Annotated in this window: 6 protein-coding genes; 3 read left to right on the forward strand and 3 right to left on the reverse strand. The window is 34.4% G+C overall.

The features are described 5' to 3' along the window. Positions 1–492, reverse strand: a 492-nt coding sequence (locus HOG71_13065) for a hypothetical protein (GenBank protein MBT5991775.1), incomplete at its 3' end; no start/stop codon positions are given. 175 nt (positions 493–667) lie between these two features. After that, positions 668–2797, reverse strand: coding sequence for an RNA-binding transcriptional accessory protein (locus HOG71_13070; GenBank protein ID MBT5991776.1), 2130 nt, complete (start codon positions 2795–2797; stop codon positions 668–670). A gap of 148 nt (positions 2798–2945) precedes the next feature. Between HOG71_13070 and HOG71_13075 the strand changes: the two genes are divergently transcribed. The 3 genes from HOG71_13075 to HOG71_13085 all read left to right on the forward strand — a co-directional run bounded on the left by HOG71_13075 (position 2946) and on the right by HOG71_13085 (position 8575). Next, positions 2946–3425 carry a hypothetical protein gene (locus tag HOG71_13075; GenBank protein ID MBT5991777.1) on the forward strand — a complete coding sequence of 160 codons (480 nt, stop codon included), beginning with the start codon at positions 2946–2948 and terminating at the stop codon, positions 3423–3425. A 93-nt stretch (positions 3426–3518) separates the two neighbouring features. Then, positions 3519–5933 (forward strand): T9SS type A sorting domain-containing protein, encoded by a 2415-nt coding sequence (locus tag HOG71_13080; protein MBT5991778.1) that lies wholly within the window; start codon positions 3519–3521, stop codon positions 5931–5933. 893 nt (positions 5934–6826) lie between these two features. Beyond that, entirely contained in the window at positions 6827–8575 is a 1749-nt protein-coding gene (locus HOG71_13085) for an oxaloacetate decarboxylase (GenBank protein MBT5991779.1), read from the forward strand. 411 nt (positions 8576–8986) lie between these two features. Here the strand turns inward: HOG71_13085 and HOG71_13090 are convergent. After that, the coding region (locus HOG71_13090) for a hypothetical protein (GenBank protein ID MBT5991780.1) at positions 8987–14590 on the reverse strand (5604 nt) is incomplete at its 5' end.

Genomic DNA, 14590 nt, shown 5'->3' on the forward strand with positions numbered 1-14590 from the left:
ATCTTCTGAATAAACATCCATTGTAAAATCTCGCCTTGATGAAGATAGCTTACATCTGATATGATTAATGAGTGTATCCTTCTGATAAAAATACTTTAATTCTGTTTCTATGATTTGATTGCGCATACCAAATGCAAATAATTCAATTTGGCCATGAGGAAAATAATTTGATTCAATTTTGAGTGAATTGAAACTAACAGCATTCGGCAAATAATGGTTTAATCTGTCCATTAATTGGATCAGTGAATAATTCAATTGAATAGATGACTTACTTACCTTTTCATCAGAATGAACTAATGTATCAGAAACACGATTCTTTACGAATATTTCAGCACGGTCAAAGCTTATTGTTTTCGGTTTAATCTGAGCTTTAAATAAAGATCTCAAATTCAATTCAATCCCCACACTATTGACAAAAAGAAGAGTATCCGATTTTTTATGAATATATAGATCATCCAAACTAAATCGACTTAGACCTTTGAGTTTTACCAAATCATATTGTATTTCAACATGGTGTTTTTCTTCCAGGTGGTCAATTTTTTTCTTCAGCTTTTGCTGAAAAATTATATTTTTTGTAAATAGCAGAACCAGGAATAGAACCAAGATTATTCCCAATGAAACTATAAGTACTTTTTGATATGTATTTTTACTTTGAAGCAATCTTCAACTAATCTAATTGTTTCATTGAAAAGGCTAAACGCTTGCGTTGAATATCAATTGATAAAACTTTGATTTTTACCTGTTGATGTAAATGAACCACTTCGTTGGGATCTGAAATAAAGCGATCAGCTAATTCTGATATATGTACTAATCCATCCTGCTTAACACCAACATCAACGAATGCACCAAAATTTGTGATATTGCTTACTATGCCAGAAAGGATCATTCCTTCGTGCAGATCCTCCACTTTTCTAACATGCTTATCAAACTCAAATTCCTTAAGTGATTGACGTGGATCTCGGCCAGGCTTTGCCAATTCCTTTTGAATATCTTGTAAAGTCGGCAGTCCAACTTTATTGCTAACATATGAATTTAGATCAATCTGCTTTTGCAATTCAGCAGATTGCATTAATTCCTGTATATCAGTTTTTAGATCTTTGGCCATTTTTTCAACAATAAAATAGCTTTCCGGATGCACAGCACTATTATCCAAGGGATTATCGGCTCCTTTAATCCGTAGGAAAGCAGCTGATTGCTCGAATGCTTTAGCTCCCATGCGCTTTACATTTTTCAAGTCATTTCGACTTTTAAAAGCACCATTTATATTTCTATAATCAATAATATTTTGAGCTAATAAGGGGGCCAGACCTGAAACATAAGTCAATAATTGTTTGCTGGCTGTGTTTAAGTTCACACCTACCTGATTCACACAACTTTCTGTAATTTGATCAAGACTGCTTTTCAACATATGCTGATCAACATCGTGTTGGTATTGCCCTACTCCTATCGACTTGGGATCAATTTTCACCAGTTCGGCCAATGGATCCATTAATCTTCGACCAATAGAAACAGCACCCCTAACTGTCAAATCATATTTTTCAAATTCTTCTCTGGCTACTTCTGATGCTGAATAAACACTTGCTCCATCTTCATTTACCACAAAAGCTTTAACATCCCTATCAAAATAAATGCTTTTAATGAGATCCTCAGTTTCTCTACCAGCTGTTCCATTGCCAATAGCAATTGCATCAATTTTAAAAGAATTAACCAGTGTTTTGATTTGTTTGGAAGCTAAAATCTTATTTCCTTTTTCACCAAAGGGATAAACTGTTTGATTATGCTCCAATTTCCCTAATTCATCCAAACAAACCACCTTGCAACCTGTTCGATAAGCTGGGTCAATACCAAGCACTCGTTTTTGTCCCAAAGGAGGTTCTAATAACAATTGTCTAAGGTTTTTAGCAAATACCTTAATGGCTTCTATATCAGCTTTTTCTTTTATTTCTTTTCGGAATTCCGTTTCCATTGAGGGTTGCAGCAAACGTTTAAAGCAATCTTTCAAAGCCAGTTCTATGTGTAGGGCTGTTGTTGAGTTTTGCTTAATGATATTGGTTGCTAAAAGGCTCAATGCTTTTACTTCATCGACCTCAATTTTTACTTTTAGAAAAGCCTCCTTTTCTGCCCGAAAAATTGCCAATACACGATGTGAAGGAATTTTTGATTGCTTCTCACTAAAATCAAAGTAATCTTTATATTTTTCGCCTTCTCTTTCTTTATCTTTTCGAATTTTACTGATTACAACAGCTTCTTTTGCAAATAATAATCTAATTTTATTTCGAATATAACTTCTCTCATTTATCCACTCGGCAATAATATCTCGAGCTCCTTGTAAAGCATCCTCTTTACACTCAACACTATCATTCAGAAATTGTTCAGCACGTTTTTCAACATTTTCTTCATGCTGTGCCATGATAATTTTGGCTAGTGGTTCTAGTCCATTTTCAATGGCAATTGACGCTTTCGTTTTTCGTTTTGGTTTATAGGGAAGATAAATATCTTCCAGTTCTTTCGTATTCCAACAAGAGTCAATCTGCCCCCTTAATTCAGGATTTAATTTACCTTGTTCGTCTATTGTATTAATTATTGTTTCCTTGCGCTTGATTAATTCGACAAACTTCTCCTGACTATCCTTAATTTGCCCAACAGCAACTTCATCCAAACTTCCAGTGGCTTCTTTTCTGTAGCGAGAAATAAATGGGATAGTGGCACCATCTTCAAGCAATTTGATGCAAGAACCAACTTGTTTTGTTGAAATTGATGTGGCCCGACTTACTAATTCAATAATCTTAAAATCCATGCTTCACTTCTGTTAATATGCAAAGATAATTGGCTAATGCTTTACAATTGTTGATTATTGCTTTTATAATAAATCTAATAAATAATAATAAGCGTTGTAAATTCGAGTTGTATATGACAACATATCTATTCAAATTAAAACGATACAGATGAAACTTTTTAATATTGTTAGTATTTCACTTTTAGCCATAACCGTTATTTCTTCATTTTCATGTAATCCTGAATATTATGGAGAGCCCAATAATAACAAAAAAGTGATCAGTAGTTATTCAGCGGATAATAGTCATAAAAATGGAGCAAATTGCATGGATTGCCATATTAGTGGTGGAGAAGGCGAAGGCATATTTACTGTAGCAGGTTCTGTTTATGATTCTACTAAAACAGGTATATATCCCAATGCCACCATTGAATTATATACTGAATCAAATGGAAGAGGAAGCTTGATTTCTACATTAGAGGTAGATCTTTTAGGAAATTTTTATACCACCGAAGATGTAGATTTTGGAAGTGGTTTATTTCCAATGATTACAGGCACAGGATCTGATGTTCATTACATGCCCGAATTCACTCTTATCGGAACATGCAACTCCTGCCATGGAGTTACTGTAGATAAAATCTGGGTTAAATAAGATAGGCATTTGTGAATATCGAATTTCTGTACATATTCTATTAAAGATTATTTTTGTTGTAGTTATTTTTTAGCTATTCTTCCTACTATTGCTATGATCAGAAAAGTATATTTAATCATATTGTTTCTTTTTGTTGCTTGTGTATTGCCAGCACAAAGCTTCTTTCAAATAACGAAAGCAGTTGCAAACGACAGAGCTGAATTTGACAAAGCAGCTAGCAGTGTTAGTATTTCAGGAATATATGCTATAGTCGGTGCCAGTTTCGAAGATGAAGATGAAAACGATCAAAACACCTTGACCGATGCAGGAGCTGTATATATTTTCAGACGTAATGTGTCAGGCATCTGGTATCAAACTCAAAAAATAGTAGCAAGCGATAGAGAGGCAAATGATTTATTTGGTACTTCAGTTAGTATTTTTGGAGACTATCTTGTAGTAGGTGCCCCTTTGGAAGATCAAAACCTAACAGGCTCATCCTTTTTAAATAGTGCTGGTTCAGCTTACATTTTTCAGAAAAACAGTTCAGGTATATGGATTGAAATTCAAAAAATTGTGGCATCTGATCGTCAAGCTAATGATGAATTTGCCAACAGTGTTAGTATTTCAGCCAGTCAAATAATTATTGGTGCACCTTTTCATGATTATGACATTAATGGATTAAATTACAAGTCTAATGCAGGTGCTTCCTACATATTGGAGAAAAATTCAGCTGGTGTGTGGGTTGAAAATTCCAAATTAGTGGCTGTAGACCGAGATGTACTTGATAATTTTGGCTATGCCGTTTCAATTAGTGGAAATTCTGCCATCATTGGTGCTCCCGGAGAAGATGAAGATGCTGCTGGAATGAATCAGGAATTTGATGCAGGTTCTGTTTATTTTTTCTTAAAAACAAGCAATTGGAATCAAACGCAAAAAATATGTGCTCCAGATAGATCTGAATTTGATTATTTCGGTTCTTCTGTGGGAATTTATAATAATAATGCGATAGTTGGTGCTTTTGCGGAAGATGAAGATGCGAGTGGTGGAAATACAAAAAACTCATCGGGTTCAGCCTATATTGTTCATAATCAAAGCAATTGGTCTGTCATTAAAAAAATCGTTGCTACAGATAGAACTGCCAATGATTTTTTTGGTTATTCGGTTCATATATCAAGCAAATATGCTGTAGTAGGAGCTTACCTTGAAGATGAAAATGCAAGTGGAAATCAAGCCCAAATGAACGCAGGTTCAGCCTATGTTTATGCAGCTTCATCCAATTGGAATCAGATTCAAAAAATTAATGCATCTGACCGAACTGCAGATGATCGGTATGGATTTGCTGTGGCATCAGACAACAATTTCATACTGATTGGCGCTCATCTTGAAGACCATGATGCAAGCAACCAAAACACGCTTTCAGCTTCAGGATCAGCCTATATCAACTCTTATGGCTTTCAGACAAACCACTTCGATACCATTTGCAATGGTGATGTTTTTGTTTATGGCAATCAGTATTTAACGAAAGCAGGTACGTATAGATATATGTTTCAATCATCCCAAGGTTTCGATTCATTAGTATACTTGCGTTTGCACGTGAATGCTACCTATAGTAAAAATATTACAGCTAATATTTGTCAGGGAGAAAACATCCTTTTTGGTGGACAATTTCTTTCTGTAGCTGGACAGTATGCGCATAAATATACTTCTGTAAAAGGTTGCGACTCTTCTGTAAACCTGACATTGCTTGTCAACCCAACTTATTACGAGTATTCAACTACCACTTTATGCAATGGTAAAACACTAAAGTTCGGAAAGCAAACCATTGCCAATTCAGGCACATATGTTGAAACTTTCAGTTCATATTTTGGTTGCGATTCTACTGTTGAACTATCAGTAACACTGAAGCCTGTTTATAATTTCAATATTGTAGAAAACATTTGCTTTGGTGACTTTTATAAATTGGGTAATCAAACACTCATCGAAACAGGACATTATACCGAGGTATTCAAAACTTTTTTTGGTTGTGATTCATCCATTAATTTAAGTTTAAATGTTTCTCCCAAAATTGATACTTCTGTCTCAAGAAGTGGATCACAATTGAGTTCAAATAATTCAAATGCCAACTATCAATGGATCGATTGCACGAAAGGAAATACTCCCGTTTCAGGAGCTACAAATAAATCTTTTCAACCAGTAAAAAATGGTGTTTATGCAGTCATTGTATCTCAATACAATTGTTCAGACAGCTCTTCCTGTTATCAGGTAAATTCAATTGATGTGGCAGAGCAATTAAACCGCCAAATAAAAATCTTTCCAAATCCGGCAAACAATATCATTGTTGTCGAAACAAGTCATTTACCTGTCATCAAAATCCAAATTCAAAGTACCCTAGGACAAGTAATGTTCAATATGAATAGTAATATCAAATCAAAAACCACAATTGATATTTCCCATTTTCCGTCTGGAATATATTTTATTCAAATAGAAAATGGTAAGGGAACAAGAGTGTTTTCATTTGTGAAAGAATAATAGAACAAAGTCAATAAAATTTCACAAAGGTGTTTTCTGATTATTATCACTTTGTGTTTCTTTGAGCCTTAGTGACTTAGTGGCATTATTATTAAAAAGAATAATTGAGCAATCGAATAACGATTTAAGAATGAAGAAGTAATATTTCTGCAAAACCAAAACTTCATAATTCTAATGTTCTAATGTTCTACTGTTCTATTATTAAGACAAAAACCTGGTTATTAGTAGCTTGAACGCAGTGGTAGCTACGAATTGTCTAAAATCTGAATTGTTCTCAAACATCATTTAGATCAACTACAAGTTGCCTTTTAATATGTTTGCAACTACGCTTTGCTAAGTTACGAACAACCATGGGCAATATTATAAAAAGAATAATTGAACAATCGAATAACGATTTAAGAATAAAGAAGTAATATTTCTGCAAAACCAAAACTTCATAATTCAAATGTTCTAATGTTCTACTGTTCTATTATTCAGTCAAAATCTGGTTATTCGTAGCTTGAACGCAGTGGTAGCTACGAATTGTCCATAATTTGACTTGTTCTCAAACATCATTTAGATCAACTACAAATTGCCTTTAAATATGTTTGCAACTACGCTTTGCTAAGTTACGAACAACCATGGGCAATATTATAAAAAGAATAATTGAACAATAGAATAACGATTTAAGAATGAAGAAGTAATCTTTCTGCAAACCCAAAACTTCATAATTCAAATGTTCTATTGTTCTGCTGTTCTATTGTTCAGATAAAATATGCTTCAATAAAAATCCACTTTATATACATTTAAGCTTTTAAACATTTCATCAAACTTTATATTTTAGGTATATTCACCATCTGAAAATTCTTATCCAAACAAAGAATATTCATAGAAAGGCAAATAGATCATTTATTATGGGAAAGGAAATCAAGTTTAGTCTGGTTTATCGCGATATGTGGCAGTCATCCGGCAAGTATGTACCAAGAGTTGATCAATTAAAAGAAATTGCACCTATTATTATTGAAATGGGTTGTTTCGACCGTATCGAAACCAATGGAGGCGCATTTGAACAAGTCAACTTATTATATGGGGAAAACCCAAATCATGCTGTGAGGGAATGGACAAAACCTTTTAACGAGGCAGGGATTCAAACGCATATGCTTGAACGAGCATTGAATGGAATCAGAATGTTTCCGGTTCCGGCTGATGTTCGAAGATTAATGTATAAAGTAAAAAAAGCGCAGGGTGTTGATATTGCTCGCTCTTTTTGTGGTTTGAACGATCATCGTAACCTGGAGAACTCAGTTCGTTTTGCTAAAGAAGCAGGCATGATTTCACAAGGAACTTTGAGTATTACATACTCTCCAATCCACACAGTTGATTATTATGTTGGCGTTGTAGACAAATTGGTTGAATATGGAACAGATGAAATCTGTTTGAAAGATATGGCTGGAATTGGTCGTCCGGTTGAACTTGGTTTATTAACCAAAGCCATTAAAGACAAATATCCTCACCTGATTGTACAATACCACGGTCACATTGGGCCTGGTTTTTCTGTTGCCTCAATGCTTGAAGTGGCACGTGCTGGTGCAGATTATGTAGATGTTGCTATGGAGCCTTTGTCATGGGGAATGGTGCATCCTGATGTAATTACTATTCAAGCTATGCTAAGAAATGCTGGTTTTGATGTAGCTGATATTAACATGGAAGCCTATATGGAAGCGCGTTCGATGACTCAAAAATTCATGGATGATTTTCTGGGCTTATTCATCGATCCAAAAAACCGTCTCACTTCTTCCCTATTGGTTTCCAGTGGACTACCCGGAGGTATGATGGGCAGTATGATGGCTGACTTGAAAGGAGTGCAAGAAGGATTAAACCGTTTTCTTGAATCTCAAGGAAAATCGGCTTTATCCGAAGATGCATTGATGGTTAAACTGTTTGATGAAGTTAGCTATGTGTGGCCAAAATTGGGCTATCCACCACTGGTAACGCCTTTCAGCCAGTATGTAAAAAACATTGCCTTGCTGAATGTGATGTCCCTATTACAAGGGAAAGAAAGATTTGCAAATATTGACAACAATAGTTGGGACATGATTTTAGGAAAAGCTGGAACACTTCCAGGTGAGCTTGATCCTGAAATTCTTGAACTGGCAAAGTCTAAAGAAAAGAAATTCTATACAGGTGTTCCACAGGATGCATATCCAGACGTGTTGGATGAGTATAGAAAGAAGATGGATGACAATGCATGGGAATACGGACCTGATGATGAAGAGCTCTTTGAATATGCCATGCACGAACGTCAGTATGAAGACTATAAATCAGGCCTTGCAAAAAACAGATTCCAGGAAGAGCTTGGAAAATTGAAAGAAGAAAAACACCCCGTAAAAAGTAGCGACAAACAGCAACCCGATGAAGCGTTAAACGCAAGATCCATTAAATCACCTTATTTGGGAACCGTTTACTTCAATATGAACTATTATATGCGCGAAGATGATATGACTGTTGGAACTCAGGTTGTAAAAGGTCAGCGACTTTGCTATATTTTATCGGATTTGAATTATCGTGAAATTGTTTCTGAATACGATGGGGAAATTACTGATATATATTACAAACAAGGTGAATCATTGCATAAGGGTGATGTGATTATGAAGATTCGGTAAATTGTTGAATTATTGAAACTACATTATCGATTGTTTGAAACGTCATTAATTTTTTTTCATTACGTCATCCTGAATCCAGCAAGAAGAACCGTCATTGCTAATATCGTGAAGCCTGTCTGCCGACAGGTAGGCAATATCCAATAAAGTAAAACTCATTTGAACAGGGTTTCCGTTTCAACTCAGCAGATTGCCACGTCCTTTGTCCTCGCAATGACGAACTAAAGATAATTCCTTATCCCATCACCAAAAAACCGTCTTTGCGAACGCAGTGAAGCAATCTCCAATAAAGTAAGACTCAATTCAAAAGGTTTCTGTTGCAATTCAGCAGATTGCCCACTTGAATGAACATGTCAGGCAGGCTGCGCCCTTTGTCCTGGAAATGATAAACTAAGGCACTTTGATACTGCTTTTTTAATCCGCCCAAACATCCCTCTTTTCATTCCTTCCTGTATAGTCAGGGAAATACATCATGCTCACCTGAACAGGCAATAAAGTAGCTCGTCCGGTAAATCTTGGAATCAGATTTATTGAAGTACTGTATTTTCCTTTTGGCAGATTTCTGCAAAAAATAACAACTTTGTTATCAAAATACTGTCTGTGAATTTCATTTGGGAAATTGCCTGCTGTTTTATCTCCATAGGAACATGAGGACGGAATAGGAATTTCTATCATCACATAATCCGTTTTCTTCTTGGCAATAATATGAACATTCAACTGATTCGTTATCCCCTTTTCTAATTCATCTATTTTACTTCCGTTCAAACTCATCCATGAGTTTATTCTGTAAATACTATCAACTGGCTGAGGATTTCGTTCATCTTTATATTCATAAATAGAGAAATATAGAGGTGAACCAGTTTTTGTGATTCCAACAGTTGCATCAGTTGAAAAATCTTTGGTATGTGGAAATGATTTAGGATTGAAAACTATATCATCAATTCTATAAAAAACTGTAGCAACTAATTCTTTATCAACTGAATTGATTGCTATTAAATCATCAACTATCGTTTTGATTAAAGTTGCTTTTTCAACGGTATTTCGTGCTTTATCTCTATGGGTCAAAAAATACGCCCGACTTTGCTCCAATAATTTAGCATGATCAATACTATCATTTTTCAAAACGTCATAGGCCAAGGATGATGTTTGAAGGATATTGGTTTTAAAACTCAATACATTTTCACCCCAATAAATTCCTTTTTTTGTTTTTTGTATAGCATTCAAAACAGGCATAATATCATAATCAACACCGTGTAATTGTTTAATGCTTATTAACCGGAATTCATCCTGTAAACTCAATTTGAAAGAATCATATTTCTCGATTAAGTTGCTATATGGCATTTCAGGATAAAAGTCAGCCAATAACAGCAAGGCATATAAACTTTCTGACAAGTCAAATCGTTGAAAATTAGCTTTTAAATAAGCAGCCCCTTTATAATGAGCTCTTGTATGATATCCTTCTTTGGAAGCCATTTGAAGTGCTTCAATAATGTAAACTGTCATCCAAATCTCTGTTGGATTATTAGTACTCCACCAACCCCAGGAACCATCTTCTCGCTGATTCTTTTCAAGCGTTTTTATCAGTTTTACAATTAATCGATCATCTTCAAACTCTCTCCCTAGTGCTTTGTTAATAGATTTTTCAGCTAATAGAGCTTTCAGTTTGGACGCATTTTGTTCGTTACAACCGTAATTGTAGTTTTTGAGTTCATTGACTGTTTCCAATACAAAATCGAGTCGATTGTTACTCATAACGACCTTTCTTTTGTTTAATGTCTTATCAGAATCTAACGTTATTGTTGTGTCATTCCTTGCTGTAAAGTGATTTCCTGTAACGATTTCAATTCCACTAAAATAAACAGGAAGTTTTCGCTTCTCACCATCGATGTAATTATCCGCAGTTTCAAAGGCATAAGTAATATCAAATTTTCCTTTTTTCTGAATGTTTAAAAAGAATGAATCAATATGCAATTTATCAATGGTCAAACTAAATGATTTGTATTTTTCCTCATTTAAGCTAAAACTTGAATTCAGTTCAATCTTCTCTCCCGAATAGTTCAGTATTTTTCCCAATATCAATAGAGAATCATTTTCAACATAAAACTTAGGCAATGAAAGATTTGCTGAAACAGGTTTGTAGGCTTTCGTTGAAAGTGTCGCTATTCCTGTATTCTTTTTATAATCAATAGCAGGAACAATTGTTTTCCAAGAGGTTTGGTTATCAGGAAAAGTCACTGTAAAATGGGCTTCTCCTTTTTTATCTGTTATTAAATTGGGGATGAAATAGGCATAATCTCTAAAATTTGATCGTATTCTGTTGGCGTTCTCATCATTTTTCAAAGCTTCCATACGGGCTTTCATTTCATCATTAATTGTCTCAGAATCTAATAATCTATAATTAATGCTTTGATCTCGTTTGGGTAAATTGATTTTTGACACTCTCTTTCCAATGCTTTGCGTTAAACGCAATGGGGCTCTCAATACATTTCTACTGGAAGCAATCTTAACTTCCTGCATTTCAAAATTGCCACTGTTTATTCCATCAATATAATAATCATTTTGAGGTGATGCAGCATACGTATAGGAGTTTTGGGTATTATCTGCAAATCCACGATAGCTTACTTGATAGTCGACACCAAAGCCATCAGGCAAATATATTTTCATCAAAGTATTCTTTTGAAAATTTGCAAAAACATCATACAGATTATAAAACTTACCTCCATTGTAAATCTTGAATTGATAATTAGCTGACTCAATATTCCTGATTTCAAAATAGCCTAACTGATTACTTACGGCTCCTGCTTTAAATACACCATCTTCCTCCAGAAAAATAACCACCTGATCAAAAGGATTGCTGTTTTTATCCATGATGTATCCGCTTATCATAGTTTTTTGATCAACATTTTTCATAACGTCTCTCGAAAATTCTGAAAGAATACTTGGAGGAGTTGTGAATACACGCAGCGGAGGCATATTCAATTCAATTATTTCATTTTCTTTTTTCTGCAACAGAGCGTAATCATTTGGAAGAAAATCGTCTTCTTCTAAAATCAGGTAATTGCTTCCATTGCCTTTTATTTCGTAGCCATTCAACCGACACATCGTGCTATCCGTTGCAATAAAAATCATATCGTATTTCGCTGGATACAGATAATTTATATTTGGCATATTGCTAAAATAGATACGGGAAAGCTTTGGATCAAACTTATTAAACAACCATATTTTTTGAATTACTTTTTTAGCATTCACTTTATAAATAAAGTTTGAATAAGGTCTTACTGTAAAGTTTTTAACATAATTCGTTAGTGAAGGATGAATTCGCTTTGGGCTTTGTTGAACAACCGGTGGTTGTGGTTTAGCAATAACTACAGGTGCTGGCTTAGGTAATTCCAATGCTCTTTCAGTCAACACCATAGTAGTATTCATAAACTTTGCTTCAGAATGCTTAATAAACTTAAATTTCAAGTCTTCAATTGGATAAGTTGTAACCGAGTCTTTCCAAATCAAATAGGCAGAGGAAGGATCATAATAGAAAGTAAATGTATCTTTTGAATAGGTATTGATAAAGGTAATGTCACCTCTTCTAACAGGACCTAAGCTGTAAAAACCTCCCCATTTTGAACTATAAGCGTTATTGATCACTGAATTCAAAGCAAAAACTTTTTGCCCTTGCACTGCATGTGTGTATGTATGACTCATATGATAAAATAACTGATGTTGAAGCATATCCTTTTCTTCTTCTTCTAAATAAGGTGATCGAATGGTTACATATTCCACTTCCTTATTTCTACCCATAAACTCTTCACGGAAACACAAGAATAGTTTCTTCCCTTTCTTCAACTCAACATTCTTGAATGTAAAAATCCTGCTGATGGTTCGAACCTTAATTGTATAAATACCCGATTCAGCTTTGAATGAAAAAGGAAGTTTTATACTGGTGTTTTCAAAGTAAACGGCTTTATTGTTCAGATAAATAGCGAATATTTTTTGATTGTTGCCATGTTGATAAATGTATGGAGAAAACTCAGCAAAATCAGATTCAATATCTTCATATACTTTTCCATATCCATCTTTGGCATAAACTAACTGATAAAAAGGACTTTGGTAAAGATTCAGCACATCTACATGGAAATACTGAATCATTTTATTTTTGTTAATAGGAACCAGATTGGGTTTAGTCTCAAATGTTTCCATAATACCTGCCTTATGTTTTCCATAATAGGGCATTTGCGGTATTGGAATATTTTCAAATTGATTATTGACTGCATAAGCAGTTATATTCACATTTTTCTGGCTTTTGTTTTTGTAATCTTTAACTGTAATATGAACAGGAACTTTTTGTCCGGGATAAATTAGTTTTGGTTGATCAATCTCAACTTGTAAAGCCTTTTTTTTAATATGATAGCTCTTTTCATAGATATACTCCTGCCCTTTCCATCTAAAACTGTACATAACATGGAATGATTCTTCGGAGGGATAGCTTTTCAAAAAATCCAGCTTTTGTCCACTTCCACCTTCAATTTGTTCGCTTCCATGAAAAATTTTATAGTTTACTTCTAACCCCAAAGGATTATCTAAATGAATAACAATAGAATCATAATTTCTGTAGCCACTACATACAATTTTAGCTGCTTGTCCATCATCTAAATTTAATCTGATTTTCAATACATCCTCTACAAACAAATCGTAGTAAACAGGAAACTCCTCAACTTTAAATGCATAAGGCAGTTGAACTTCTTTTTCATATAGCAGTTTATTATGAAAAGCTCTAATTGTAGCTTTTTTAGCCTTAATTTTCGAATCAAATAAAAACTCAGCCCTTATAGAATCATCTTTTTGATAAAACTGGAAACGTTCATGCACCGGATTATAGGCAAAATTCAATGGAATTTCTTTCCGGTCTCCATCCGTATTTGTGAAGGTTAGATTTGCACTAAAAGTCATATTGGCTTCTGGCAAAATGCTATCGGGTAATATGATAGATGTCTCTCCACTTGGATCAGTCAATCCTTCATAGGTCCAAAAACGTTGATGCCAGCTAAATGGAATAAATAAACTGTCTTCAAAGAAGTCTCCAAGTCGAGTTAGCTTAACTTCTATTTTTACTTTTGCATCCAATAAGGGAAGCTCGTTGGCATCATAGGCCGACAATTGAAACTCAATGGGCTGACCTGAAAAAAAAGAACTCCTTTCCATTTTTGCATTGAAATAAGCTTTTTTCAATTCATAATTTTCGACCCTGAAGGTTTCCATTTTTAAGATACGATTTTTCTTTCCCCCTAAAACAATTGAATAGGTCTGATCAAGTAAAAAGCTATCGGGAATTGCAAAATCATAAACATAGGCTCCTTTAGATACTGGCTTTAAAGGAATGCTTGCATAAACTATGGACTTTGAATGATTGAAGATGTTATAGGTTATTTCCTTCTTATAGGGTTTTCCGTTTGATTTCAGCAAAAAGGCTTTTGTTTTAACAGTGTCTAAAAGCTTAAACTGGGGTTGATTTAATACCAAATAGCCAGGCGAAATAGTTGTGTTTCCTGCGTAGCCAGAATTGCTAGCAGCAACTGGAAGCTGATTGACTTTTTTGTTGTGTTTAAAATGGAGGAATTTTCTCTTGTACTTTACATAAGGGAAATAATAATAAACAGAACGATAGGTGAAGTCCTCACCTCTTTCAATTAAAACTTCCTGGTATTTGCTTGCTATATCATATCGCTCCACCGGAATCGGATAACAGCCACAATCATCGCTATACCCAATTGTATCCTGGAACGAAAGTGTCCTTAAGCGCGCATCTTTAATTATTTTTCCTTGCAAATCATACACGTACACATGTATCACATCATTAACACCTTTCGTATGCACTTCAAAAATCGGAGATTCATACATCCAGTAATGAGCATTGATATCATTGCCTTTGATGAATAGATAGTGTCCTGATTCCAGTTTGGACTGATCATAGGTTTTTGTGTAATGAAAACTATCTATCAAGTTTTCAAAATACTTTAACGAATC

The sequence above is a fragment of the Bacteroidota bacterium genome, assembly GCA_018698135.1.
Taxonomy (GTDB): domain Bacteria; phylum Bacteroidota; class Bacteroidia; order CAILMK01; family JAAYUY01; genus JABINZ01.